This window comes from Rhodoferax ferrireducens, assembly GCF_003347515.1.
Lineage (GTDB): Bacteria > Pseudomonadota > Gammaproteobacteria > Burkholderiales > Burkholderiaceae_C > Rhodoferax.
In genome coordinates, this window is the sequence record NZ_QEII01000228.1 from 37,323 (window position 1) to 63,890 (window position 26,568).

Below are 26,568 nucleotides of genomic sequence, written 5' to 3' on the forward strand. Positions count from 1 at the left end.
CGAGGGCTAGAGCTTGTTTTTATACTGAATCTTGTCAGCGTACCTGGCGATGGGTTCAAGCATCGGCATACAAGGTTTCGAATTGCAGACAGGACGCTTTGACGGTCCGCATGGCGGCCTGAAGCTCATCGAACAGGCCCGGCATCGCGTCGGCATGACCCTCTCGCACGGCCTCTTCGGCGGCGCTGGCCAGGCGGGCCAGCTCCTTGGCTTGGAGAAAGCTGGCGATGCCGCCCAGTCCATGCAGCAGATGAAGGGTACTTTCCGGATCGTCAACGCCAAACAGGCGACGGGCTTCCTCGATGTCGCCACCGTGCTGCGCAATGAATTTGCGCAAAATAGCACCATATTTTTTGGCATCACCGCCAAACGCCTGCAGGGCGGTGTCAATATCCAGTCCGGCCAGTGCAACGATACCGGACATCGCCTGGCGTTCGTCGCCTCGTCTTTCTGCTGACGGCGCCACCACCGCCCGGCGTTCCGCGACCAGGAGGTCCAGCAAATCTTTCACCTCAAGAGGTTTGACAACATGCCCCACCATGCCAGCAAGCCGGCTTTTCTCGCGGTCGTCAGGCCGGGCATAGGCGGTGACCGCGATGATGGGCAAATCAAGCAGGCCCAACTCCTCGCGGATGATTCGGGTGGCGGTGTAGCCATCCATCAGCGGCATTTGGATGTCCATCAACACGGCATCAAAACGCCCACTGTCCAAGCGCAGTGCTGCCAGTGCGGCAACGCCGTCGCCGACCATCACGACCTCGGCCCCGGCGCGGGTGAGCATCTGCCCAATTACCTCTTGGTTGAGCTCATTGTCTTCCGCCACCAGCAGGCGCATGCCGGACAGGCGACGGTCGCTCTTGCCCACCAACCTCAGAGGCATGGCGCATTCGCCGGTGTAGGCCCGGGTGACCGCTTCCAGCAGACTGCCAGGTGTCAGCGGCTTGACCGCGATAGCGTCCAGGCTGAGGTCATCGCTGGCCGCCACCGCCTGCTCCAGTTCAGAAATGGCGGCCATCAACACCACCAGTGGCAGGCCGATGCCTGGCGTGACATAAGCCTGGCGCAGCATCTCCAGCCCGTCCTGGCCCGGCATGCGCCAGTCCAGCAACAGCACGTCGTAGTCGCGCTTTTCGAGGACACTTATGCGCAGTTCTTCCAGGCCAGCGGTACTCGAATCGACCGCCTTTGCCTGCCAACCAAATGCGGCACAGGTTTGCACCAAGATGTCACGGGCCCTGGGATGGTCGTCAACAATGAGAACGCTCACCGCAGCTGGGATGCAGGCTGGTGCCGCTTGAGGCGTACTGCACCCCAAGGTCAGTGGCACTTCCAGGCGAAACTCACTGCCCCGTCCCACGCTGCTGTCGACCTCAATCGATCCGCCCATCAGGGTGGCAAGTCGGGCGCTGATGGCCAGGCCCAGGCCGGAGCCGCCATACAGGCGGCTGGTCGAGTCATCGGCTTGCGTGAACCTGTCAAAAATGGACCCGAGTTGTTCAGAGGCGATGCCGATGCCGGTATCGCGCACCGCAAATTGCAGGGTCACTTCGGCGCCCTCCGAGGTGTCTGCCGGGGTGAGACAGCGCACCGCGACAACAATTTCGCCAGTACTCGTGAACTTGACGGCATTGCTGGTCAGATTCAACAGTATCTGCTGCAGCCGCAAGGCGTCGCCAATCAGCGCGTCGGGAAGGTCTGGCGCCACGTCAAACAATGCTTCGATAGGCTTGTCGCCCAAGCCGACACCAAGCACGGCCGCAGTGGTGCGCAGGATGGCGCTCAGGGAAAACGGAGCACGCTCCAGATGCAGCTCTCGGGCCTCAATCCTGGAAAAATCCAGAATGTCATCAATCAAGACTCGCAAGGCCTGCGCCGACCACTGGATTTTGTCGGCATAGTCACGCTGGCGACGGTTCAGGGGTGAGTCGGCCAGCAGTCCGCTCAACCCGATGACGGCATTGAGCGGGGTGCGCAGCTCGTGGCTCATGGTGGCCAGGAAGGCGCCCTTGGCAAGGTTGGCGGCGTCAGCATCACGCGCCTTGGTCTTCAGCGCGATATTGAGGGCATGGAGTTCCTGGGTTCGCTGTTTGACCAGGTCTTCAAGATGCCCCTGATAGATTTCAAGTTGTCGGCGTGCACGCAATGACTGCAGGCCGAAGGCCATGTCACTGGCCAGCTCTTCCAGCAGTTTCACCTCTGCTGCGCCAAAGGCTTCGGGTTCAGCGGAATGGAGGGTCAATGACCCAATAGTCTGCTTGTCTATGGTGAGTGGCAATGCCACACTCGACTGGAAACCTAGTTGGCGGACAGCCTCGCGCCAGGGTGCCATTTGGGGGTTGGTCCAGCAGTTCTGACAGACCTGGGTAGAACCGTTCCTGATGGCGGTGCCGGTCGGTCCGCGGCCGATTGCCTGCGCACCATCCCAGGAGATTTGATTGTTTTTCAGGGAATCCGTCGCGTCACCGAAGGCAGCGACCGGACGAACAGTCTTGGCCGCATCCTGCTCTGCCACGCCGACCCAGGCTATCAGGTAGCCACCGACCTCAACCACCAGTCGGCACAGCTCATCGAGCAGTTCGCGTTCGTTGCAGGCGTGAATCACGGCCGTGTTGCAATCACTGCGCAGGCGCAGGGCGCGGTTGAGGCGATGCTGTTCGGCCTCGGCGCCCACGAGCTCTGCGGTGCGTTGGGCAACCCGCTCTTCCAGATGGTCGCGGTACAGTTCCAGCGCGAGTTCGGCCTGCCTGCGCTTGCTGATGTCGATGATGATGCCGCGGTAGCGAACAATCCGACCATCTTCCTCCGGCAGGGGCTGCGCCCGGCTCATCAGCCAGCGCGGGGCCGTGCCAGTGGGTAAATTGACCTGCCATTCAACCTCGATTTCGGCTCGACGCGACAGCGCGGCTTCCGTGGTTCGCTCCACGCGGGCCAAGTCACTGGGGTGCACGGTCTGGCGCCAGGTCTCGTAACTCACCGGCTCACTGTGTGGCGCTAAACCGTTGAGTACCCAGGCTTCTTTCGACCAGATGGTGGCGCCGGTTTCGATATTCCACTCAAAGCTGCCGGCGCCGGCGCCTTTCAAGGCCATCTGCAGCCGTGCCTCGCTGTCGCGAAGCTGGGTTTCCAGTTGTCTTTGTTGCGTGATGTCCTTCACAGCGCCATGCATGGACTTGGGCTTTCCGCTGGCATCAAAAATGAACTCGCCCGTCTGCACCACCAAATGTTCACTGCCGTCCGCCCAGACAAGTCGGTATTCGGTTTGCCAGGCGCGACGCTGCGCCAGGGCCTGCATGGCCATGTCGATGACGCGCTGCCGGTCCTGCGGATGCACCCGTGCAAAGAAGACCTCCGGTCTGAGTACTGGAACGTCCTGCGGCTTGTAATCCAGTAGCCGGAACATTTCCAGCGACCAGGCGGACGGATTTTTGCTGAAGTCCTCAAGGTCAATCAGGTCCATCGACCACGCACCGAGCTGGGCCAGGTGTGTGGCCTGGTCCAGCATCAACTGACTGCGTAGCAGCTCTTCGCGTGACAACGTGCTGTCGTTGAGTGCGATGGTCAGTTCGGCGGTGCGCGCTGTGACGAGAAGTTCGAGTTCACGGCGATGCTGGTCGAGCGCTTCCACAGCTACTTTGCGGGCGGTGATGTCCCTTGAGAGCACAATAAAACGACGCTCGTCACCTGGCTCGGTTGCTTTGCGGGCAATCGAAAGCTCGAACCACATTTCGCCTTGCGCCAGGTTCAATGCAAATTGCTGACCATTGGAGTAACCTTTTTCATTCGCTTCCTGCAGCGCGGCCATCACGACTTTCGAGGCATCGGCTTGCAGCACGTCCGGAACACACAGGCCAATCAAGCCTTGCGCTGGGGCTACCAATAACTCCTTATGTGGGCTATGCACGTCGTGGTATCGACCGTCGAGGCCAAGCTCGAACATCAAATCAGGAATGGCATCCAGCGTCGCCTTTATTTTGGCTTCGCTCAGACGCAATGCTTTTTCGGCTTGTTTTCGCTCGGTGATGTCGGTACAGAAGCCGTGCCAGAGCGTGGCGCCATCGGCTTCCCGCTCCCCCAGCGCAGTGCCAAGCACCCAGCGTACCGTGCCATCGTCAAATTTCACCCGGTATTCTTGGTGCCAGGGGGTCAAGTCCCTGGCAGACGCTTTAATGGAAGCGACCACGCCGTCGAAGTCGTCCGGGTGAAGGAGTGCCAGTAACGGGGCCCCATCCTCGCGCACGTCGCACGGCGTGACGCGGAACAAGTCAACGATGGCGTCGCTGGCGTAAGGGAAGCAGGACCTGCCATCGGGATACATCCGATATTGGTAGACCATCCCTGGCACCCGGCTGGCGATTTTTTGCAGGCGACTCAGTGCCTCATCACGCACCTCCTGCAAACTCTGGCGCGCCATCATATCGCTCAAAATGAAACGGTGTACCGGCGCGCCCGTCTCATCCCGCGCCGCGGTGGCCTGCAGTTCCACCCAGAATGGCGTACCGTCTTTCTTGAGCATCCGCAATTCACTTGACTGCGGCTCACCCGTGGCCAGAAGTTGTTTGCACAACAGGTAATAGATATCCCGGTCTTCCTTGCAGATGAATCGGGAAATCGGCCGCCGGACCAACTCCCGCCTGTTTATACCCACCAAGGTGGCCGCGGTGAGGTTGATTTGTAAAATCAGCCCCTCTTTGCTGACAGTGCAATAGCCAACGGGGGCCAGTTCATACAAGTCGAAATAGCGTTCCCGCTCGGTGTGCAATGCGTCTTGCACCCGACGCAGTTCGTCGTTTTGCATCTCCAGCTCAACCTGGTGCACCTGCAGCTCATGAAAAAGTCGCTGCGTATCCTCTGGCGTCATCTTCGCTATCTCGTCCAGCGACAGGGCCACCTTACCGCTGACAAGCTCGTTAGCCCGCTGGCGTAACCTTTGTTCGAAGCTTGCTGAGTCGATGTCGGCGGGTTGGCTGGCTGGTATGTGCATCGATGTCGATTCGGGTTTACGACTCTCGCGTGGGTCGGGAATTCAATTGGAGACTTATATCATTTAGAGGCGAGGATGACCTGACGAGAATCATTGTCAGTCACTCTTGAACTTCTGAAGAAATGCGTTGAGCGCCACGAACTTCGAAGACTCCTTCGCAAGGGCGTATCGACAGGGAACACATCGAGCGCCTGGGAAACCTGTCTCGCAGGAGCGGGGGAGGGAACGCGACGAATTCGGGTGTGGACCGAGCTCTGTTAATGCGAGCCGTAGTTGGCAAGCCGTTCCACGTCAAGGATCCGAATCTCACGCTTGTCGATTTCGATCAGGCTTTCGGCTTCCAGTTCATGCAGAACTCGGGAAAAGTATTCGGGGGTCAGGGACAGACGTGAGGCAATGGTGGCCTTGCTGACGGGCAAGGAAACGGTGACGATACCCACATTGCTGACGTTGCCATCTTGAACATCGCGCAGCAAGTAACCAATCAGCCGTTGCATGCCGCTTTGCAATGCATAGCCCTCTACGTCACGAACCAGTCCGTGCAGCCGACGTGAAATGCCGGCGAGCATGTGCATTGAGAAGCGCGGATCACGGTCGATTTCGCCCAGTACAGCCTTTTTAGTGACGCACAAGAGCAAGGTGTCAGCGAGCGCTTGAGCATTCAAAATACAAGGCATGCTGAGAAACATCATGGCTTCCGCAAAACTGTGCCCCGGGCCGATAAGTTCTATCACTTTTTCATGGCCAGACGGTGAGGCGACGTACAGTTTGACCTGTCCCACAACCACGACATGAAAGGCCTCGCATTCCTCGCCAACCCGAAAAACCATATCGCCCCGGGCGAGTCGTCGCAACTGGCAACTCTGCGCCAAACGTTCTCGCTCCAGTTGCGATAGGTCACTGAACAGGGGTAGCACCGACAAATAGCGCGGCATATCGAATTGCTCAGTATCCATTTTCATTCTTCGGCCTGCTCTGTTCTTGGTTAGTCATCAATTGTAGGTGGCGTACCCTGCTGAGTCCGGAAAGACTCTACCAGGCCGCGTTGAAATGCGCGTCTATTGCCTTGCCAGTGTCGCCCACGCCTGTGTCAACCGATTGACAAGATCTTCGGGGCGGTGCACCAGTGCATAGCCTTGTTGCCCAAAAAGTAGCGGAAGGTAGTCGTGGCCAGATTCATCAATGGTGACGCAAAAGGGCGACAGGCCTGCGGCATGCGCTTCATGGATGGCATGGCGGGTGTCTTCAATGCCGTAGCGGCCTTCATAAATATCCAGATCGTTGGGCTTTCCGTCCGTCAGCAGCATCAACAGACGCCGCCGCTCCGGCCGCTTCGTCAACTGAAGCGTGGCGTGGCGTATCGCCGCACCCATGCGGGTGTAGTAGCCAGGTTTGACGGCACCCACGCGGGCGCGGGTACTGGCATTCCATGTTTCGTCAAAACTTTTCAGGTGCTGCAGCCTGACGTGGTGACGACGCACCGAGCTGAAGCCCCACATGGCAAATGGATCGCCTACCGCGTTCAAGGCCTCACCAAACACGAATAAGGCGTCGCGAATGACGTCAATGATTTTGGCTTGCGATGTTGCATAGGCGTCAGTCGACAGCGATAAATCGGCCAGCAGCAAGGTGGCCAGACTGCGTTCGCGCCGGGTGTGGCGTGTGTAGACGGGGGGCGTATCGCTGTGCAGGCCGCCTTGTCCCATCTGATCGGCGCTAAAGCGTATCCAGGCATCCATGTCAATGCTGTCCCCGCTGTCTTGACCATGCAGCGGCCGCGGAGCGTCGCGCAGGGTCTCCAGGCGCCGGCTGACCCGGCGCGCGGTCAAACGCAGGGCAGGGGACGGCGAAAAGGATGATCCTGCGCGAGCCTCCATGACCTGCACAACGCAATGGTCTGGCTGCAAGATACCCCGTCGGTAGTCCCATTCGGGCAGGCGCAGTCCAGGCCCCAAGGGCAAGTCGTCGGCGCTGGTACTGGGTAAATCCAGGTCAAATTTGACACGCGACGCGAGTGTTTGCCCATCGGGTGCCAGCGACAGCTTGTCCATGTCATTGGCCGCTGCGACGGCGTTGCCATCGCCCTCGTCGTCCGTGCTCCGGTTGACGCGCACCATCTCATTCCACGACATCAGCGCTTCGCCCCGAAAAGGCAAGACCATGGCGTTGCGTTCCTGCCCCTCTTGTGTGCGCTGGGTGCGCCGGCGTTGCTTGTCCTCGGCCGCGTTGGGGCGCGCGGCGTCGGTCGGGTCATTCGCGCCGGCGCTGCGTGTCGTGATGCAGGCCAATATGTCGCTGGCGCCGAGCCAAAGCCATACCGGTGCGACGTCAGATGACTTGAGTTCGCATGCGATGGCCTCATCGCCTCGCAGGGCCGCTTGAAGGGTGGTTTCTGCCAGGGCGCTTGTGCCTCGCAAAAGGGAAGGGTGGATGCGCAGCGAAAGATGTGCGCTCAGCAATTGTTGGTATCGGCTGGCAAAGCCCGGGAAGTTGCGCAATCCTTGTCGGCTGGCCTGGCAGTTGTCAGATACCCAGTTGCCGGTGTGTTCGAAAGAAGCCGATTGAATGGCCAACCAGAGGTACAAGTCCCGGTTCAGGGTCCGATTGTCAAACACCGAAAGCGACGCCGGCAAGGCAAGTACATCGGGCTCAAGCTGGGCCGTGTCAGCCCGAACGCCACTGCCCGCTACTTTCTGCAACCAGGTCCTTGGACCGCCAATGCGCTGCCTGGACGCGGGCGCCAGACGCAAGGCCGCCGATCCACCCGCAGCCCGAAACAGAACACCAATGGATTTCTGAACATCCTTGAGATGGACAACGGACTCGGAGTTGTCACGCTGTGCCAGATGCGTCACGGCCTTGTGCCACCAACGGCCCACCATCTCTTCCATCAGGAATGCTCCGATGGGTCTTTGCGACGCTGGCGCAGGGTTTCGCGCAGGGCCTCAGCGCCCACATGCCAGACCAGGGTCGGTTCGCGTGACTGGGCTTGCTGCGAGGTGTTGCAAGCATCCAAACACTGGCCACACTGGACACAGGAGAACATCTTGCGCTTGATATTGCGAGGGTTGAGCCGCATCGGACAGGCGTTGTCACACGCCGACCCTCGGGGTTCGTCGCACGTTCTGCAATCCCGTGCGCGCTCGCGTGCAAACGTTACCACCAAGCCGCGTGGGTTGGCCATCCAGGCCAAGCTTTGAAACAAGCCAACGGCACAGCCAAATCGACAGAACAAATGTCTCGCAAAGGCAAACTCGGCGGTAAACACCAGGCTGCCAATCACGATGAAACGCGCCTGGTTAGCGGTTAGCGTGCCATGGAGAAGATTGCTCCATATGACGCTTGGCGGCAGCAAATACGTCAGAAGTGTGATGGCCCACAGGAACCCCATTAACGCGCAACTCAAGGCAAACAAGGGCCACCAGCGCCCATTGGGTTGTGTATGGGCGCGTGGGGTGATGCTGCGGTCCCACAGGCTGAGTTTTCCGCAGGCCCGATGCAGCAGATTGTTGAGCGTCTCCACCACGGAAAAATGGGGGCATAACCAGCCGCAATAAAGCCGGCCATAGCGATAGGCCAAACCCAGAAAGACCACGATCAAGATAAGAGCGGGCAAAAAAGCACGCAGGATGATGCTGATACCCACTTGCGTGGCATTGATTTCGCCCCGCGTAAACGCATCGATGCCGAGGGACCAACGCATGCCGAGTAACCACAGTTGCGCCTCATACAGATCGAAACGAAGCAAGTTGAGTGCGGGCGCGAGAAGGAACAGGAGGAAGAATCCTCCCTGCGTTGCATTGCGAAATTTCTGAAGGCGCCCAAGGCCGGATTTGACCTGGGTTGAAGTGGCCAGGGCGGATTTCTGCGCTGAGAGGTCAGGGGGCATCGCCAACCACGGCGCGGACAACCTCACCCAGGGCTTCGGCCGTGGCAGCGTCGTCCGTCAGGGCGTCAACAATGGCTGCCTGGCAAGCCAGTCGCAGGGATAAACCCGAGGTCACGAGATGAGCAGCGGAAACAAGCAGTCGGGTACTGGCGGTTTCTTCAAGATCGAATTCGGTCAGGCATCTGAACGATCTGGCCAGTTGAACCAGTTGCTTGGCACATTGCGTGGAAACACCGGTTTCAGCCTGAACAATCGCCTGCTCGACTTCCGCAACCGGGTAAGCCATGTTGAGCGCGAGAAAGCGTTGCCGGGTGCTGGGCTTGAGCCCTTTGAGCAAGTTTTGGTAGCCCGGATTGTAGGAAATCACCAGCATGAATTCGGGCGGTGCCGCGAGTTGTTCACCGGTGCGTTCAATCGGCAATATGCGCCGGTCATCGGCCAGCGGGTGCAAAACAACCGTGGTGTCTTTGCGTGCTTCGACCACTTCGTCAAGGTAGCAGATCGCGCCGTTTCGCACGGCACGGGCCAGCGGGCCGTCGGACCAGACGGTGTTGCCATTACCAATCAAAAAGCGACCGACAAGGTCGGCCGCGCTGAGGTCATCATGGCACGAGACGGTGATGAGGGGCCGTTCCAGTCTGGCGGCCATGTGCTCCACAAAGCGGGTTTTTCCGCAACCCGTAGGACCTTTGATGAGCAGAGGCAACTGTTTTTTCCAAGCGTGTTCAAAGAGCTCGCATTCGCCTCCCTGTTTTGCGTAGAACGGAATCGTTGCCATCTGCTGCATCTCCTGGGATGGTTCAAGCGCGAGCCGGGATCAGGCCTGCCGCTGCAAGGCTGACCTTGTCCTCATCGGTACCTGGCTTGGCGAAGAAGCTGAAAAGATAGGTAAACAGTCCAAGCAGGAACATCACGCCACCCACCATGCGCAACCAGTAGAAGAAAGCCAGTTGATCCTGGGTCGCCATAAACGACATGGCATTTTCTTTGGGCATGCGTTGCAGCCAGACTTGCAATATGCCTGCGCCGGTGAGGGACAGCACCATGACACCCATGCCGATGGTCATGATCCAGAATGCCCACATTTCGAAGTTCTGTGCCCGGCGGCTATTGGCCGCGCGTCCACGCAGTGTGGGCATGGCGTAGCTGATCATGGCCAGAACCACCATCACATAGGCGCCGTAAAACGCGAGGTGACCGTGTGCTGCCGTGATTTGAGTGCCGTGTGTGTAGTAATTGATGGGACTGAGCGTGTGCATGAAACCCCACAAACCCGCGCCCAGGAAGCCGACCACCGAGCAACCGACGGCCCAAAGCAATGCAGCCTGGTTGGGGTGATTGAGACGGCGACGCTGAACCATGTTGAAGGCAAACACGGTCATCATGAAGAACGGGATGGGCTCCATGGCAGAGAAGATACTGCCCACCCACAACCAGTAGCCCGGCAGGCCGATGAAGAAAAAGTGGTGACCGGTACCCAGAATGCCCGTGATCAGCGCCATGGCGATGATGACGTACAACCATTTGTCGATCACTTCACGGTCAACGCCCGTGGTCTTGATCAGCACGAAGGCCAGCAAGGCGCCAAGAATCAACTCCCAAGTGCCTTCAACCCACAAGTGCACCACAAACCACCAGTACATTTTGTCGCGCACCAGATTTTCCGGGTTGACAAAGCTGAACAGGAACATCAGCGCCAGGCCCCACAGACCCATCAACAGCACCAGAGAAATACTGGTCTTGCGGCCCTTCAGCACGGTCATGCTGATGTTGAACAGAAAGGCCAGGCAAACGACCACAATGCCCAGCTTGGTGGGTAAGGGTTGCTCCAGGAACTCCCGACCCATGGTGGCCAGCAATTCGTTACCGGTCAGCTCCGCCAGCTTGGCGTAGGGAACTACGAGGTAGCCCACGATGGTGAGTGCGCCCGCAGCGAGAAAAACCCAAAACAGCACCATGGCCAGCTTGGTGCTGTACAGCTCGGTTTCAGACTCCTCGGGAACGAGGTAGTAGGCGGACCCCATAAAGCCGAACAAAAGCCAGACGATCAGCAGATTGGTATGCACCATCCGGGCCTGGTTGAAGGGGATGTAGGGAAACAGCAGATCGCCGATGACGTACTGCAGACCGAGCGTGATGCCAAACAGGATTTGGGCCGTGAAAAGAATCAAGGCGGCCACGAAGTAATACTTCGCGACGGCCTGTGATTTGTACTTGAGTGTTGTCGCTTGCATGTGAGTTACCTTGTTCGTTTAGACGTGCTACAACGTTTAACCTTCGATATTTGGGGGCCAGTTTTCGGTGTTCACGTTGCCCGTCCAACGCAAGAACTCCACCAGGTCATTCATCTGCGCCTCGGTGAAGTTGAATTGAGGCATCTGGCGACGTCCCTCGACATGCGTGGGCTGCGACGCAATCCATGCCTTGATGAAATCGGGGCCTCGACGTTTGTAAACGTTGCCGAGTTCGGGTGCGAAATAGGCGCCTTCGCCCAAGAGGGTGTGGCAGCCAATGCAGTTGCGCGTTTCCCAAATTTTCTTGCCCTTGACCACCGATTCGGTGATGGCCTCGGCGTTGGAGCGTTTGGGGATTTTCCGCTCGCTGTCAAATATGAGGGCCGCAAACACGAAGATGAAAAATACCGACCCTCCGTAAAACATGTTGCGGGCCATCTGCTTGGTGAACCCGCTGGATTTAACCTGATTCATATTGTGGAACTCCTGAAATTTGTAACGCGTTGTAGAGTACGGGTTGCTCGAAATTCAGTCCTTGACCCGGTTCAAGAATTGACCCAAATCGGGTTTTATTTGACGTCAGTGCGCTCCGTAGCTGGCGAGTCGTTCGGCATCGAGAATGCGGATCTCCCGCTTGTCGATCTCGATCAGGCGTTCGGCTTCAAGTTCATGCAGCACGCGGGAGAAGTATTCAGGGGTGAGGGAAAGCCGGGAGGCGATTGTTGCCTTGCTAACAGGCAAGGACACCGTGATAACGCCCCTGTTGACCATGTTTCCCGTCGGGACATCGCGTAGCAAATAGTCGATCAGTCTCTGCATTCCGCTTTGCAAGGCATAACCCTCTACGTCGCGAAGGAGCCTGTGCAGATGACGGGCGATTCCTGCTAGCATGTGCATGGAGAATCGAGGATCTCGTTGGATTTCCCCAAAGACGGCTTGCTTGCTGACTTCCATGAGCAAAGTGTCTGTCAAGGCTTGGGCGTCGAGCATGTAGGGCTTGTTCAGAAACATCATGGATTCTGAAAAACTGTGACCAGGACCAATGAGGTCAATAACCTTTTCCTGGCCGGATGCGGATGTTACATAAAGCTTGACTTGTCCCAAAATAAGGACTTGAAACGACTCGCAGGCTTCGCCGACTCGAAACACCATATCTCCACGGGAAAGACGGCGAAGTTGGCAACTCTCCGCGACATTTTCTCTCTCAAGCGTCGTCAGATCGCTGAACAGGGGAAGAACCGACAAGTAACGCGACATGTCAAACTGTGCGACGTCCATTTTCATTTTGGTTTGCCCTGTTTAGGTTGAACTAGATAACTCTCATCAATCTCATTGAACACGGGACTGTCCATGGAATCCTCGTTCTCCTGATAAGGTCCGGTACCGCTGTGAGAGGCGGTGGACGCCGGAATGAATTCCCCGCTTTTGACATCGAACACGTGCACCTCGCCCTCCTCAATGACGTAATGCCAGCCGTGCAATGCGAGCTGTTTTGCCTCCACTTGTTCGCGCACCATCGGGTAGCCCATGAGCCGCTCCAGCTGCAACACCACGGCTCGCTGCTCGGTGCGGCGTAGCGCCTCGGGTGTGACCTGCACGGGCAGGGCCGCTTCACGACCCAATTCCAGCCAGGCCGTCAGGTTCTGGGCCCGCGGATCGACTTCCTCATACAGCGCGCGGATGCCGCCGCAATGGCTGTGGCCGCACACCACGATGCGGGAGACCTTGAGGTTCAAGACGGCAAATTCGATGGCCGCAGAGGTGCCGTGGTAGCCGGCTGAGCCGTCATACGGCGGCACGAAGGCGCCGACATTGCGCACAATGAAAAGCTCCCCCGGCCCGGTACCCGTCAACAAGTAGGGAACCAGGCGAGAGTCAGAGCATCCGATGAACAGAATCGTTGGATGTTGCCCCTCTTTGACCAGATTTTGAAACTGCTCTTGCACCCCCGGAAAGGTGTGGTCGTGGAAGCGGCGCAGGCGCGCTAGCAGTTCATCAGGCACGGGGATTTACGGCTTAATTTTTCTACTGAACCAAAGGAGAGTCAGCGGCGTCGAGATCGACTCCCACGAGGGCGGCTTCACCGGCCAACAGGCTCAGGTACTGGCGCAAGGCGGTCACATAGGTTTTCTGCCGCAGTGACATGGCCACGGCCCCACGTACCGTCTCAAAAGACTGTTCAACGCCGGGCTCACGCTGCAGCACTTCAACCACATGCAAACCAAAGCGGCTATGCACCAGACGGGGCAGCACGCCGACCTCGGCATGGCCAAACAGTTCCTTGGCGAACTCAGGGGCGCAGTCTGCGACTGTCAGCCAACCCAGGCTGCCGCCTTCGGCCCCGCTCGGGCAGTTGGATTGGGTGGTGGCCGCCTTGGCAAATCGGTCTTCGGCGTTATTGCCGTCATGGCAGCGCACATCGAGCAAGGTGGTTTCGGCGCGGTTGCGCAGGGCCACCACATCAACGCCTTGGGTCACCGCGAACAGAATGTGGCGCACATTCACCCGTTCGCCGGTGCTATAGGTGGCTTGGTGTGCGGCGTGGTGGCGCCGGCACGCTTCCTCGGACGGCTCAGGAATCGCCAGGCTCTGCTCCAGCAGGGCTTCAACGGCACTGGAAGCCTCTTCGCTGAGCACGCCGTCGGTGGTGGCGACATCATTGCCCGACAACAAGCCCTTGGCGACTGCGGCCTGGCGCAGCAGCTCTGAGCACGCGCGCTGGCGCAGCTCATCGGCGGACAGTGTCTCGTCCGGGGTATGGAGTGCTATGCCGTTGATGCGGGCAATTTCCAATTGGAGGGGCGTTGTGGTTTGCATGGTCTGATCCTTAAACGCGTGCGCCTGGGCGACGTGGCTGGTTTTGGTCGGCCGGCACATTCAAGCGCCGGGCGCGAACCACCTGGTGGGGGCGGACCAGGTAGGCGACCGCACCAAAGCCACTCCAGACGTGAACGAGACGGGTGAAGGGGAAGATCAGGAAGATGCTCATGCCCAGGAACATGTGCATCTTGAAGATCCAACCTGCTTCAGCGAGTAGCGCCGGTGCGCCGGTCTGGAAAGTCACGATGGACTGAGCCCATCCGGCCAGCTTCATCATCATGCTGCCGTCCAGATGCTGCGCCGACAGGGGAATGGTCGCCAGACCGAGAGCCAACTGAAGCCACAGCAAGATGAGCAGGACGATGTCGCTGGTCTTGGAGTTGACGCGAATGCGTGGCTCGGACAGGCGACGATGCAGGAGCAAGGTCACGCCCACAAAGCCCAGCAGGCCCGCGATGCCGCCCGACACCATGGCCATGAGCTGCTTGGCACCTGCGCTGATGAATGACTCATACACAAAGTGTGGGGTCAGCATGCCGAAGAAGTGCCCGAAAAACAAGAACAGCACGCCGATGTGAAACAGGTTGCTGCCGAGTCGCAATTGCCCAACTTTGAGCATTTGCGAAGAATCACTCTTCCAGGTGTATTGGTCGCGGTCAAACCGGATCAGGCTGCCCAGCAAAAAAATGGTCAAACAAATGTAGGGATACAAGCCAAACAAAAAAGTGTCGAGTGCGTTCATGGTGATACTCCTTGCTGTGCAGCGGCTTTCGCGCTGGCGCGGGCCGCTTCATTTTTGACAAAGTGAATGGGCTGAGGCTGGCCGGGTTTGGCCTGACCGTTGGTTGAGCAGCCATCGAAGACGACCGGCTCTTCCCATGCCGTATCGATGGGTTCGTCCGGTACGACCTTGACCGCGTGCGCGGTCTCGCCCGCCAGTTCCAGCAGGGCACCCAGCACACTGGCGTAAGCGCTTTCACGCTGTTCCAAAGCGTTGAAGATGGCATTGAAAATGTGCGCCATCTCGCCCAGGAAGGCGCGGGCCTCCTTCGGCGGCTGGGTTGACACAAATTCGAGTACGGCCGGCAGATAGTCCGGCATCTCGTCCGGGGCCAGATACAGGCCGGCTTTTTCGTAGGTCTGCGCCAAATCAATCATGGCCGGGCCGCGGTCACGCGAGTCGCCGTGCACATGCTCAAACAGATGCAAGGATGTGGCGCGACCGCGGTCGAACATCTCCACGTACGCCGCCTCGTTTTCCAGCGTGTCGCCGCTTTCCAGTGTGGCGATGAGTGTGTCGAGTTCGGCCAGGCGTAGCGCCGGGATGGTTTTGTCGGCGTGCAGCGCGCTGCGCATGTCGCGCAAGTGGCCTCGCAATGTGGTGTCCGGGTAGGACAGCAGCCGGGCGAGTACCCGCAGGCTGATGGACGCATTAGGAAGATTGGATAGTAGGGACATGGCTCAAACCTCCGCCTTGATGGGAATGGTGCGGCGCTTGGCGCCGCCAAACAGACTGGGCTCGCTGGCGCCGTCAGAGCAACCGCTGCCAAACGAGAAACCGCAACCGCCGCGCACGTCAAAGGTGTTCTCGGCGTATTCGCGGTGCGTGCTGGGGATCACGAAGCGGTCTTCATAGTTGGCGATGGCCATCACGTGGTACATCTCTTCCACCTCCGCCTGGGTCATTTGCACCTGGTCCAATGCGGCGGTGTTGATGCGTCCGTCCACATGTTTTTCGCGCTGGTAAGCCCGCATGGCCAGCATGCGTTCCAGCGCGCGCTCCACCGGCTGGGTGTCGCCGGCCGTCAGCAGGTTGGCCAGGTACTTGACCGGGATGCGCAATTGCTTGACATCCGGAATCTCGCCATTGATGCCGATGTGGCCGGCATTGGCCGCCGCACTGATGGGCGAGAGTGGCGGTACATACCAGACCATCGGCAGGGTGCGGTACTCGGGGTGCAAGGGCAGGGCGACCTTCCAGTCGACCGCCATCTTGTACACCGGGCTGTTGCGTGCGGCTTCCATCCATTTGTCCGGAATGCCGTCGATGCGAGCCTGCTCAATCACGGCTGGATCATGCGGGTTCAGGAAAATATCGAGTTGGGCCTGGTACAGGTCACGATCGTGCTCGACGCTGGCGGCTTCCTGAATACGGTCGGCATCGTAGAGCAGCACGCCGAGGTAGCGGATGCGACCGACGCAGGTCTCGCTGCATACCGTGGGCTGACCGGCTTCAATACGCGGGTAGCAGAAGATGCACTTTTCGGCTTTGCCGGATTTCCAGTTGTAGTAGATCTTCTTGTACGGGCAGCCGCTCACGCACATGCGCCAGCCACGGCATTTGTCCTGGTCGATCAGCACAATGCCGTCTTCCTCGCGCTTGTAGATCGAGCCGGACGGGCAGCTGGCCACGCACGCCGGGTTCAGGCAGTGCTCGCACAATCTGGGCAGGTACATCATGAAGGTGTTTTCGAACTGACCGTAAATGTCCTTCTGGATGTCGTCGAAGTTCTTGTCCTTGCTGCGCTTGGAGAACTCGCCGCCCAGGATTTCTTCCCAGTTCGGACCCCACTCAATCTTCTCCATCCGCTTGCCGGTGATCAGGCTGCGCGGGCGCGCTGTTGGCGCTGCCTTGGACTCGGGCGCCGATTGCAGGTGGTGGTAGTCGAAGGTGAAGGGCTCGTAGTAGTCGTCAATCTCCGGCATGTTCGGGTTGGCGAAGATGCGCATGAGCAGCTTCCACTTGGCCCCCTGGCGCGGCTCGATCTTGCCGTTGGCTTTGCGAATCCAGCCGCCATTCCATTTGTCCTGGTTTTCCCATTCCTTGGGGTAGCCAATGCCGGGCTTGGTCTCGACGTTGTTGAACCAGGCGTACTCCATGCCGGGGCGGCTGGTCCAGACGTTCTTGCAGGTGACTGAACAGGTGTGGCAACCGATGCACTTGTCCAGGTTCAGCACCATGCCGATTTGGGCGCGAATTTTCATGAGGTTTCTCCTTAGGCGTGGTCTGCTGTGGCTGAGCTGTCTGCGGAATCGGGCTCGTCGTCCAGCCAATCCACCTTGTTCATCTTGCGCACCACCACAAACTCGTCGCGGTTGGTACCGATGGTTCCGTAGTAGTTGAAACCGTAGCTGAACTGGGCGTAACCGCCGATCATGTGAGTCGGCTTGAGCACAATCCGGGTCACCGAGTTGTGGATACCGCCGCGCATGCCGGTAATCTCCGAACCCGGGGTGTTGACGATCTTTTCCTGTGCGTGGTACATCATCACCATGCCGGGTTTGACCCGCTGGCTGACCACGGCACGGGCCGCGATGGCGCCGTTGAGGTTGAACAACTCGATCCAGTCGTTGTCGACGATGCCGGCCAATTTGGCGTCGTCTTCACTCATCCATACGCAGGGGCCGCCGCGGCTGAGCGTGAGCATCAACAGGTTGTCGGTGTAGGTGGAGTGGATACCCCACTTCTGGTGTGGCGTGATGAAGTTCAGGGCAATTTCAGCGTTGCCATTGGGTTTGATGCCCTGAATGCCGGCCGTGGTCTTGAGGTCGACCGGGGGGCGATAGGTGGTGAAGCCTTCGCCAAAAGCAGTCATCCATGGGTGATCCATGTAGAACTGCTGGCGCCCGGTCAGCGTACGCCATGGGATCATCTCGTGCACGTTGGTGTAGCCCGCGTTGTAGGACACGGTCTCAGACTCAATACCGCTCCAGGTCGGCGAGCTGATGATCTTGCGCGGCTGGGCCTGGATGTCGCGGAAGCGAATTTTTTCGTCCTCGCGGTGGATCGCCAGGTGGGTATGGTCCAGACCCGTTTGTTTGCCCAGCGCTTCCCAGGCCTTGACGGCCACATGGCCATTGGTTTCGGGTGCGAGTTGCAGAACCACCTCGCAAGCGTCGATGTCGGTTTCAATTTTCGGCATGCCGCAGGTCGCGCCCTGGTCGGTCACCAGGCCATTGAGTTCGCCCAATTGCTTGACTTCGATCTGCGTGTTCCAGTTGATGCCCTTGCCTCCGTTACCCACTTTGTTCATCAGTGGGCCCAGCGCCGTGAAACGCTTGTACACATTGGGGTAATCGCGTTCCACCACTGCCATATTGGGCGCGGTCTTGCCGGGGATCAGGTCGATCTCGCCGGCTTTCCAGTCTTGCACACCGAAAGGCTGCGCCAGTTCGGCGGGCGTGTCGTGCATCAAGGGTGTCAAGACCATTTCACGCTCAACGCCCAAGTGGCCCACACAGACTTCACTGAATTTCTTGGCGAAGCCTTTGTAGATGTCCCAGTCGCTGCGGGACTGCCAAGCCGGGTCCACCGCCGTGCTTAAGGGGTGAATAAAGGGGTGCATGTCGCTGGTGTTGAGGTCGTTCTTCTCATACCAGGTGGCAGTGGGCAACACGATGTCGGAATACAGACAGGTGGTGCTCATGCGGAAGTCCAGCGTCACCAGCAAGTCCAGCTTGCCTTCGGGTGCCTTGTCGTGCCAGACCACTTCGGTCGGTTTGGCTTCGTCGTGTCCCAGGTCCTTGCCCTGCACGCCGTGGCTGGTGCCCAGCAGGTGTTTCAGGAAGTACTCGTGTCCCTTGCCGCTGGAGCCCAGGATGTTGGAGCGCCAGACGAACATATTGCGCGGCCAGTTGTCGGGATGGTCCGGGTCTTCGCAGCTCATTTTGAGCGAGCCGTCTTTCAGGCCTTTAACGGCGTAGTCCTTGGGGTCCATGCCAGCGGCGTTCGCGTCGCGCACCACCTGCAAGGGGTTTGTCTTCAGCTGCGGAGCGGACGGCAACCAGCCCATGCGCTCGGCGCGCACGTTGTAGTCGATCATGCTGCCGCCGTAGAGTTTTTTGTCGGCCAGCGGCGAGAGCACTTCTTCCATGCCCAGCTTCTCATAACGCCACTGGTCGGTGTGGGCGTAGAAGAAGCTGGTGGAGTTCATCTGCCGGGGCGGGCGAATCCAGTCCAGGGCAAAGGCCAGTGCGGTCCAGCCGGTTTGGGGCCGGAGCTTTTCCTGACCCACATAGTGCGCCCAGCCGCCACCGCTTTGACCGATGCAGCCGCACATCATCAGCATGTTGATGACGCCACGGTAGTTCATGTCGCTGTGGTACCAGTGGTTCATGGCCGCGCCGATGATGACCATGGACTTGCCATGGGTCTTGTCGGCATTGTCGGCAAACTGGCGTGCCACGGTGATCAGCTGCTCACGCGGCGTGCCGGTGATGCGCTCCTGCCAGGCGGGCGTGTACGGTGTGTCGTCGTTGAAGTCTTTGGCTGCCATCTCACCCGGCAGGCCGCGCGCTACGCCATAGTTGGCCACTTGCAGGTCGAACACGGTGGCCACCAGTGCCTCGCGCTGTTCGCCTTCCTTGCCTAGGGAAATACGTTGCACGGGCACGGTGCGCACCAGCACGTTGTTGGCACCATCGCCGCTGGCATTGTTCGGAAAGTGCTCGCTGACGATGCCGCCGAAGTAGGGGAAGCCCACCTTCGCGGTCTCGGTGCTGGGGTTTTCACCTTCCATGACCGACAGTTTGAGTTTCACCTCGCTGCCATGGCGGGCTTCCTTGGCCTCCAGATTCCACTGGCCTTCGTCGGCGCGGCCGTCCGGACCCCAGCGGAAGCCGATGGCGCCGTTGGGCAGAACCACTTTGCCGTTGTCATCCAGGGCGACGGTTTTCCACTCGGGGTTGTTGGCCGCGCCGAGCTTGCCGTTGAAGTCGGAGGCGCGCACGTAACGGTCCGGCACCATGACGGTTTCGCCACTGGGCAACTGATGTTCCTTGAGCATCACCAGCATCGGCATGTCGGTGTAGCGGCGCACATAGTTGTCGAAGTAGGCGCTGCGTGGCTTGCCACCATCGGGGAAGTAAAACTCCTTGAGGATGACGTGACCCATGGCCATGGCCACGGCGGCGTCCGTGCCCTGTTTGGGCTTCATCCAGATGTCGGACAGTTTGGCGACTTCGGAATAGTCAGGCGTGACCGCCACTGTCTTGGTGCCTTTGTAGCGAACTTCGGTGAAGAAGTGGGCGTCGGGCGTGCGGGTTTGGGGCACATTGGAGCCCCAGGCGATGATGAAGGTGGAGTTGTACCAGTCGGCCGATTCGGGCACGTCGGTTTGTTCGCCCCAGACTTGCGGGCTGCTGGGAGGCAGGTCGCAATACCAGTCGTAAAAGCTCATGCACACGCCGCCGATCAGGCTCAAATAACGGCTGCCCGCTGCATACGAGACCATGGACATGGCGGGAATCGGCGAGAAGCCGATGATGCGGTCCGGGCCGTGCTTTTTGATGGTGTACACATTGGCGGCGGCCACCATTTCATTGACCTCGTCCCAGCTGGAGCGCACGAAGCCGCCCAAGCCGCGCACACTTTGGTATTCCTTGCGTTTTTCATCAGACTGGGCAATGGCGGCCCAGGCATCCACCGGGTCATACGAGGTGCGGGCTTCGCGCCACAGCTTAAGCAGACGACCACGCACCATGGGGTATTTCACGCGGTTGGCGCTGTACAGGTACCAGCTGTAGCTGGCGCCGCGTGCGCAGCCGCGTGGCTCGTGGTTGGGCATGTCCCAACGCGTGCGGGGGTAGTCGGTTTGCTGGGTTTCCCAGGTCACGATGCCGCCTTTGACATAGATCTTCCACGAGCAGGAGCCTGTGCAATTCACGCCATGGGTGGAGCGGACGATTTTGTCGTGCGCCCAGCGGTCGCGATACGCGTCCTCCCAAGTGCGGTCTTCACCGGTGGTGACGCCGTGGTCGCCCGAGAAGGGCTCCGTGGCTTGCGAAAAATAACTGAGTCGATCCAGAAAATGGCTCATGGGATACCTCGTTAGAAAGGGTGAATTTATATAAAAACAGGCTCTAGCCCTTGTGCATCATGCACAAATAGCTATTAAAACAATAGCAATTTGCATTCATGAGCAGCGGAGAGGGCTCATGGGTTCTTGATTTCCGAGCCGGCGCGCAGGTAGAACCACCAGTTGAGCACCAGGCACAGGGCGTAGAACACCGCGAATCCGTACATGGCCATCTGGGGTGTGCCGGCCTTGATTTGGGCGCCAATCACCACGGGGGCGATGAACGCGCCGTACGCCGCAATGGCGGAGGTCCAGCCCAGCACGGGGCCGGCTTGTTGGCGGTCAAAAATCACGCCAATGGTGCGAAATGTGGAGCCGTTGCCAATACCGCTGGCAGCGAACAGCAGCACGAACAGCCACATGAAGGTGGAGAAGTACTGCTCCGGCGTGGCCGAGCCGTAGGCCTGCATCATCACGTAGCCCACCCAGCCCGAGGCCACGACCATGACCGCCGAGATGATTTGCGTCACGATGGAGCCGCCGACCTTGTCCGAAATCCAACCGCCAATGGGCCGCACAAGCGCGCCGACAAAGGGGCCGATCCAGGCGTAGGTGAGCGCCGAGACTGCGTTGGGATTCTTCAGTGTGTGCTGCATCACGCCCGCTGCATCGGGCACGTGACTGATGCCAAAGATCACCGTGATCGCCAGCGGCAGGGCCATGGAGAAGCCAATGAAGGAGCCGAAAGTCACGATGTACAGCGCCGTCATGGACCAAGTGTGCTTGTTGCTGAAGATGGCGAACTGCTTGCTGATGTTTTCCTTCATCGTGCCAAACGCCGTGAGCTTCAATACCAACAGCGTGCTGATGATGATCAGCGGCATCGCGACCCACATGTTCAGCAGACCCAGGCCGGTGGGCTTGGGCAGGTACAGGTAGAGGCCCAGGCCGGCCGGTACGAACGACAGGGTGTAGAGCCAGATAATTTTCAGAAACGCACCGATGGTGCCGCCGATGTCGGGTGACACGGTCTTCAGGTTGTTCATGCCGAAGTAACACAGGATGGACAGGGGAATCAGTGACAGCAGCCAGGCAAAGCCGGCGTTCTGGATCCAGGTCGGTGTGCCCGCAGTGATCTTGCCAAAAATCCAGCCACTGTCTTTCACCAGTGTCATGGACTCACCGGCGAAGCCGCCAAACAGGCTCATGGTCATCACCAGCGGGATCACGATCTGCATCGTGGTAACACCGAAGTTGCCCAGGCCAGCGTTCAGGCCCAGTGCCGTGCCTTGCAAACGCTTCGGGAAGAAGGTGCTGATGTTGGACATGGAGCTGGCGAAATTGCCACCGCCCACGCCCGACCACAGGGCCATCAGCTGAAAGACCCACAGCGGCCATTCCTTGTGCTGCAAGGCGATGCCGGTGCCAATGGCGGGTGCCAACAACATGGCCGTGGTCAGGAAAATGGTGTTGCGCCCGCCCGCCAGCCGGATCAGGAATGAGGCCGGGATGCGCATGGTGGCGCCAGCCAGACCTGAGATGGCGGTAAGGGTGAAGAGCTCAGCCTGGGTGAACGGAAATCCCAGATTCAGCATCTGCACGGTGATGATGCCCCACATGCCCCAGACGGCGAAGCCGCACAGCAGGCTGGGCACCGAGATCCACAGATTGCGGTAAGCGATTTTCTTGCCCGTGGTTTCCCAAAATCGTTCGTCTTCCGGACGCCAGTCAGCGATATCTACGCCGGATTGTGTTTTCATATTCATAGGTTCTTTCGGTAAAACTGAGTTCAGTTCTGCAGGCTGAAGGGCACAGCGTTCTTGCCCATGACTTCACTGCGACGCACTTCGGTCCAGTACATCCAGATGAGCGAGACCCAGACCACGCCGTACATCAACATGAAGGCGCTGGAGCGGATGCCCGTCAGGTCCATCAAGGCCCCGAACATGATGGGAAGGACAAAACCGCCCAGTCCGCCGGCCAGGCCCACAATGCCGCTGATGGTGCCGATGTTCGTGGGGTAGTCGTCGCTGATGTATTTGAAGACGCTGGCCTTGCCGAACGCAAAGGCGATGCCCAGAATGAACATCAAACCCGTGAACGCGTAGATGTTGAGGCCGAGGTGGAAGGTGGCCGGACCCGAGGTGGTGGCAATGGTGAAGTCGGTTTGAGGGTAACTCAGGAAGAACAGACAGATCCAGCTCACCCACAGAACCCACCAGGTGACGCTGTGCGCGCCCCATTTGTCCGACATCCAGCCGCCCACGGCGCGCAGTACGCCACCGGGCAGCGAGAAGCAGGCGGCCAGCAAGGCGGCGGAGCGAATATCCAGCCCGAATTCGCCGACGTAGTACTGCACCATCCACAGGGACAAGGCCACATAGCCGCCGAATACGATGCTGTAGTACTGGCAGTACTTCATCACTTTCGGATCTTTTAGCGATTTCAGTTGATCGCTGAACTTGGTGTGGCTCGATACCAGGTGAGTTGGGTCGCTGTGGCTGAAAAACCAGAACAGCACGACCGTTCCCAACATGATGGCGGCATACACCTGCGGCACCATCGTCCAGCCAAATGCCACGACCAGCGCGGGTGCGACGAACTTGTTGACGGCGGCCCCCGAGTTGCCAGCGCCATAGACGCCCATGGCGAAACCCTGCTGGTTTCTGGGAAACCAGCGTGCGACATAAGGCGTGCCCACGGAAAACGATCCGCCGGCCAATCCCACGAACAGGCCGATGACCAGGAAGTGCCAGTAGGCGGTGGCGTAACTCATCAAATAGATGGCCGGCACTGTCAGTGCCATCAAGAGGGCCATCACGATACGGCCGCCGTATTTGTCGGTCCAGATGCCCAGTGGGACCCGAATCAGCGACCCGGTTAGTACGGGTGTTGCTGTCAGTAGTCCGAATTCTGTGGCGTTGAGCCCCAGTATCTTCTTGATCGGGATGCCGATCACACCAAACATCATCCAGACCATAAAGCACACCGTGAATGCCAGTGTGCTGACCATGAGCACGGAGAGTGCCTGCCCTTTTTTTGTCATGTCAAAAACTCCTTTTTTGCATGACATGACTTTAGGGCGGACCGGCCTGGAGCGGCATCCCTCTGAAGGAGCGGCGACCAGGGTAAATGGAACTACGCGACGGCCCGGCCGCATAGTTCTGACGAACTAGCGAAGCGCTGTTATCGCGATTGTTTGCGCCAGATCAAAGCAAGCCGTGCTCGGTTGCTATCACGGCGGCGTGGACCCGGGAGCTGACGTTGAGCTTGCGCAAGACGTGCTGGACGTGGATTTTGACGGTGGTTTCGGCAATGCCATGTTCGCGCGCAATTTCCTTGTTGCTGGCGCCTCGAACGATGCCACGCAAAACGTCAAGTTCGCGGGGCGACAGGCTGGCAATGGCGGTTTCGGGTGCGATGGCCGGGCTGGCAGGGGCGCCTCCCGTTGCCCCCCGGTACGCGGCCACGAGCTTGCTCATCATCTCGGGTGCCACGACACTGTCCCCGTCCATGGCGCGCAGGATGGCGGCGGTCAGGTCGTCACCTTCGATGGTTTTGAGAAGGTAGCCGGCAGCGCCGCCGCGCAAGGCTGCGGCGAGGTCATTTTCATCTTCGCTGACGGTCAGCATCAGGATGCGGGCGCCGGGCGCCGCTTCCATCAAGGCCGGCAAGGCGTCCACGCCATTGACGCCCGGCAAGTGGTTGTCCAACAGAATGAGATCCGGTTGAAGTTCCTGTGCCTTGCGTTGCGCTTGGCCGGCATCGGCCGCATCACCGATCACGTTCAGGCGCGGGTCGCGTGCCAACAGTGCGGTCAAGCCGCGCCGAAACAGCGTGTGGTCGTCCACCACCAGGATTCGAATGGGCAAAGTCGGGTGTGGCTGCATGACTGAACTCATTGCTGGACAAGGTTGGGTTCGCGCGCGGTTGCGGACGCCTTTGGCATCGGGTGGGCGTGTGGTGGCAGGGTGAGAATGATCGAGCTGCCATGACCCGGCGTGGAGATCACGTCCAGGTCGGCTCCAATACGCTGGGCCCGCTCGGTCATGATGCGAAGGCCCACATGGGTTTCGTCGAGTTGGTCATTGTTGGGGGTGAAGCCAATACCATCGTCGCGCACCTCAAAGCGCCACTCGGGCTGCTGCTGCACATCCAGCCAGACTTGCGAGGCACGCGCGTGCTTGCGGACGTTGGACAAGGCTTCCTGAACGATGTGCAACACCTGTATTTGCAGGTCAGGTGATAAAGGCATGCCTTGCCCCTGCATGGCCATGGACGCTTTGATAGCGCTTTGGTGTTCAAATTTCCGAAGAGTGGTGGCCAGCGCCGGTTCGATGTCTTCGGTGTTGGTGCGGGTGCGGAAGTGCAACAGAAGTTCACGCACATCGCCATAGCTTTCGCGTACGCCGACATCAATTTCCTCCAGCACCTGTTCTATTTCAACCGGATTGCCTGACTGCACTGCATCGCGCATCAGCTGAACCTGAATTTTGAGGAACGCCAGGGATTGGGCGATGGAGTCGTGCAACTCCCGGGCCAGCAAGTGCCGTTCCTGCGACACGGCGGCTTCTCTTTCCAGCGCGTTGAGACGCAGGTTTTCCATGGCGCTGGCCAGGTGGCTGCTGAGCGCTTCAAGCAGGGATCGCTCCGCAGGAGACGGGTTGACTCTGGCGTGAAAGAACAGATCAACCTCACCCATCAGTCGGTCATGAAGGTAAACCGGGATGTTGACGATCGTCTCGAAGCCGGCCTTGGTGCAATGCTGCAGCGACGTTTTAGCCATGCTCTGGATGGGAATGACGCGCAATCCAGTTTCCGGGGAGGCCTGGCCGCAATGACAATCGCCTTTGTCCAGACACAGTTCTGCGTCCACCATCGAGCTCGGCAAGCCATCGGCGGCCAGCATCAGGTAACGCTGGTTGGCCTGGCCCGACCAGCGCAAGGCGACGCCGTCTGCGCGGGCAATCCGCGTAATGCTCTTGACAAAGCCCTGCGCCAGTTCGTCTAGCGAGGTAGATTTCGCCACCAGGGCCGTTACTTCGTAAAGGCTTTCCAGTCGTTCATGCTTTTCTTCGAGTTGAGCGGTTTTTTCCGCTACTTTGTGTTCCAGATTGCGGTACATGGACTGCAGGTGTTCTGCCATTCCGTTGAAGCCGTCAGCGAGAGTGCCGAATTCGTCACTTGTCACGCGTTCCACCCGGGCGCCAAAATCACCCAACTGGATCTTCTCAATGGCCTGCTTCAACTGGCCGACCGGTTCCAGAACAAAAAGATACCCCGTGTAGAGCAATACAGCCGCCCCCAGTATGGCCATCGCCAACATGGTCATCTGTAGCAAATGCAGCAAAGCAGTCCAGCGCGCCATGTGGGATTCAATACCGGTCACCAATGCATTGATGTGGGAGGAGAAAGTGACCGTGTCAGCCCTTAAATCACGCACGACGCTGGGCTTGGCATCAATCCAGCGCGACTGGAAGGTAGCCCAGTCACGCTCAACCGTCACGAACCGCGCGCGCACCGTGTCGTCCCAAGGGACAAACAAAGGACGTTCGGGGTCGCCATCGCGCAGCACGGTCAGACTCTGATCAAACTCCTTGACCTGTTCGGCCAGGGCACTCGTCTCTCCCGTTCCAATGGCCAGGGCCATGCGGTAAGACTGCATCCGCATACGGCCGGCCTCATTGACCGCGGCGGCGCCGCCATCGAGCTGCCATGATACCCACAGCGTGGCAGCTGTCGAGAGCAGCGCTAGCAGCAGAAAGGGCGCGCCCACCAGAGCCAGCTTGGCGCCCAGACCCCAGTGTTTGGTAAATGTCATGGCGCGGCTCCGGCCTTTGCTGTTCT

General features: G+C 59.2%; 18 protein-coding genes. All 18 read right to left on the reverse strand.

Annotated elements, in window-relative coordinates; all coding sequences use genetic code 11:
- Positions 1-55: 55 nt before the first annotated feature.
- The gene (locus C5P05_RS04155) at positions 56-4,981 is read right to left on the reverse strand and encodes a PAS domain-containing protein (RefSeq protein ID WP_114968595.1); all 4,926 of its coding nucleotides are present in this window, start codon (positions 4,979-4,981) and stop codon (positions 56-58) included.
- 257 nt (positions 4,982-5,238) lie between these two features.
- Positions 5,239-5,937, reverse strand: a complete 699-nt coding sequence (locus C5P05_RS04160; RefSeq protein ID WP_114968596.1) for a Crp/Fnr family transcriptional regulator — start codon at positions 5,935-5,937, stop codon at positions 5,239-5,241.
- A gap of 102 nt (positions 5,938-6,039) precedes the next feature.
- Positions 6,040-7,872, reverse strand: a complete 1,833-nt coding sequence (locus tag C5P05_RS04165; protein WP_114968597.1) for a nitric oxide reductase activation protein NorD — start codon at positions 7,870-7,872, stop codon at positions 6,040-6,042.
- Entirely contained in the window at positions 7,872-8,684 is an 813-nt protein-coding gene (locus tag C5P05_RS04170) for a 4Fe-4S binding protein (protein ID WP_232834336.1), read from the reverse strand. The genes C5P05_RS04165 and C5P05_RS04170 overlap by 1 nt, the downstream gene beginning before the upstream one ends.
- A 175-nt stretch (positions 8,685-8,859) precedes the next feature.
- Positions 8,860-9,657: a CbbQ/NirQ/NorQ/GpvN family protein gene (locus C5P05_RS04175; RefSeq protein WP_114968599.1), complete on the reverse strand. Its 798-nt coding sequence runs from the start codon at positions 9,655-9,657 to the stop codon at positions 8,860-8,862.
- Between the two features lie 13 nt (positions 9,658-9,670).
- Positions 9,671-11,104, reverse strand: a complete 1,434-nt coding sequence (locus C5P05_RS04180; RefSeq protein WP_114968600.1) for a cbb3-type cytochrome c oxidase subunit I — start codon at positions 11,102-11,104, stop codon at positions 9,671-9,673.
- A gap of 36 nt (positions 11,105-11,140) precedes the next feature.
- Positions 11,141-11,578, reverse strand: coding sequence for a c-type cytochrome (locus C5P05_RS04185; protein ID WP_114968601.1), 438 nt, complete (start codon positions 11,576-11,578; stop codon positions 11,141-11,143).
- Between the two features lie 105 nt (positions 11,579-11,683).
- Positions 11,684-12,382, reverse strand: a complete 699-nt coding sequence (locus C5P05_RS04190; RefSeq protein WP_114968636.1) for a Crp/Fnr family transcriptional regulator — start codon at positions 12,380-12,382, stop codon at positions 11,684-11,686.
- A 2-nt stretch (positions 12,383-12,384) separates the two neighbouring features.
- Positions 12,385-13,107: a carbonic anhydrase gene (locus tag C5P05_RS04195; protein ID WP_114968602.1), complete on the reverse strand. Its 723-nt coding sequence runs from the start codon at positions 13,105-13,107 to the stop codon at positions 12,385-12,387.
- Between the two features lie 22 nt (positions 13,108-13,129).
- Positions 13,130-13,921: a peptidylprolyl isomerase gene (locus C5P05_RS04200; RefSeq protein WP_114968603.1), complete on the reverse strand. Its 792-nt coding sequence runs from the start codon at positions 13,919-13,921 to the stop codon at positions 13,130-13,132.
- Between the two features lie 10 nt (positions 13,922-13,931).
- Complete coding sequence (gene narI, locus C5P05_RS04205) at positions 13,932-14,666, reverse strand: respiratory nitrate reductase subunit gamma (protein WP_114968604.1); 735 nt, start codon at positions 14,664-14,666, stop codon at positions 13,932-13,934.
- A complete protein-coding gene (gene narJ, locus C5P05_RS04210) occupies positions 14,663-15,382 on the reverse strand; it encodes a nitrate reductase molybdenum cofactor assembly chaperone (RefSeq protein WP_114968605.1) in 720 nt (239 codons plus the stop codon). Before narJ ends, narI begins: the two co-directional genes overlap by 4 nt.
- A gap of 3 nt (positions 15,383-15,385) precedes the next feature.
- Positions 15,386-16,909 carry a nitrate reductase subunit beta gene (gene narH / locus C5P05_RS04215; RefSeq protein ID WP_114968606.1) on the reverse strand — a complete coding sequence of 508 codons (1,524 nt, stop codon included), beginning with the start codon at positions 16,907-16,909 and terminating at the stop codon, positions 15,386-15,388.
- An 11-nt stretch (positions 16,910-16,920) separates the two neighbouring features.
- Entirely contained in the window at positions 16,921-20,742 is a 3,822-nt protein-coding gene (locus C5P05_RS04220) for a nitrate reductase subunit alpha (RefSeq protein ID WP_114968607.1), read from the reverse strand.
- Between the two features lie 116 nt (positions 20,743-20,858).
- Positions 20,859-22,481 (reverse strand): antiporter, encoded by a 1,623-nt coding sequence (locus C5P05_RS34910; protein WP_420130720.1) that lies wholly within the window; start codon positions 22,479-22,481, stop codon positions 20,859-20,861.
- A 29-nt stretch (positions 22,482-22,510) separates the two neighbouring features.
- Positions 22,511-23,767: an MFS transporter gene (locus C5P05_RS34915; protein ID WP_114968609.1), complete on the reverse strand. Its 1,257-nt coding sequence runs from the start codon at positions 23,765-23,767 to the stop codon at positions 22,511-22,513.
- 163 nt (positions 23,768-23,930) lie between these two features.
- The gene (locus tag C5P05_RS04235; RefSeq protein WP_114968610.1) at positions 23,931-24,611 is read right to left on the reverse strand and encodes a response regulator; all 681 of its coding nucleotides are present in this window, start codon (positions 24,609-24,611) and stop codon (positions 23,931-23,933) included.
- A gap of 8 nt (positions 24,612-24,619) precedes the next feature.
- On the reverse strand, positions 24,620-26,542 hold the full coding sequence (locus C5P05_RS04240) for a type IV pili methyl-accepting chemotaxis transducer N-terminal domain-containing protein (RefSeq protein ID WP_114968611.1): 1,923 nt from the start codon (positions 26,540-26,542) through the stop codon (positions 24,620-24,622).
- Between the last annotated feature and the right edge of the window lie 26 nt (positions 26,543-26,568).

Excerpts from the sequence above, each read along its gene's own strand:
- C5P05_RS04235 (WP_114968610.1), bottom strand. The coding sequence starts at position 24,611 with ATGCAGCCACACCCGACTTTGCCCATTCGAATCCTGGTGGTGGACGAC.
- C5P05_RS04155 (WP_114968595.1), bottom strand. The coding sequence starts at position 4,981 with ATGCACATACCAGCCAGCCAACCCGCCGACATCGACTCAGCAAGCTTC.
- C5P05_RS04160 (WP_114968596.1), bottom strand. The coding sequence starts at position 5,937 with ATGGATACTGAGCAATTCGATATGCCGCGCTATTTGTCGGTGCTACCC.
- C5P05_RS04185 (WP_114968601.1), bottom strand. The coding sequence starts at position 11,578 with ATGAATCAGGTTAAATCCAGCGGGTTCACCAAGCAGATGGCCCGCAAC.
- narJ (WP_114968605.1), bottom strand. The coding sequence starts at position 15,382 with ATGTCCCTACTATCCAATCTTCCTAATGCGTCCATCAGCCTGCGGGTA.
- C5P05_RS34915 (WP_114968609.1), bottom strand. The coding sequence starts at position 23,767 with ATGACAAAAAAAGGGCAGGCACTCTCCGTGCTCATGGTCAGCACACTG.
- C5P05_RS04165 (WP_114968597.1), bottom strand. The coding sequence starts at position 7,872 with ATGGAAGAGATGGTGGGCCGTTGGTGGCACAAGGCCGTGACGCATCTG.
- C5P05_RS04240 (WP_114968611.1), bottom strand. The coding sequence starts at position 26,542 with ATGACATTTACCAAACACTGGGGTCTGGGCGCCAAGCTGGCTCTGGTG.
- C5P05_RS34910 (WP_420130720.1), bottom strand. The coding sequence starts at position 22,481 with ATGAAAACACAATCCGGCGTAGATATCGCTGACTGGCGTCCGGAAGAC.
- C5P05_RS04190 (WP_114968636.1), bottom strand. The coding sequence starts at position 12,382 with ATGGACGTCGCACAGTTTGACATGTCGCGTTACTTGTCGGTTCTTCCC.
- narI (WP_114968604.1), bottom strand. The coding sequence starts at position 14,666 with ATGAACGCACTCGACACTTTTTTGTTTGGCTTGTATCCCTACATTTGT.
- C5P05_RS04200 (WP_114968603.1), bottom strand. The coding sequence starts at position 13,921 with ATGCAAACCACAACGCCCCTCCAATTGGAAATTGCCCGCATCAACGGC.
- C5P05_RS04175 (WP_114968599.1), bottom strand. The coding sequence starts at position 9,657 with ATGCAGCAGATGGCAACGATTCCGTTCTACGCAAAACAGGGAGGCGAA.
- C5P05_RS04220 (WP_114968607.1), bottom strand. The coding sequence starts at position 20,742 with ATGAGCCATTTTCTGGATCGACTCAGTTATTTTTCGCAAGCCACGGAG.
- C5P05_RS04180 (WP_114968600.1), bottom strand. The coding sequence starts at position 11,104 with ATGCAAGCGACAACACTCAAGTACAAATCACAGGCCGTCGCGAAGTAT.
- narH (WP_114968606.1), bottom strand. The coding sequence starts at position 16,909 with ATGAAAATTCGCGCCCAAATCGGCATGGTGCTGAACCTGGACAAGTGC.
- C5P05_RS04170 (WP_232834336.1), bottom strand. The coding sequence starts at position 8,684 with ATGCGTTGGTCCCTCGGCATCGATGCGTTTACGCGGGGCGAAATCAAT.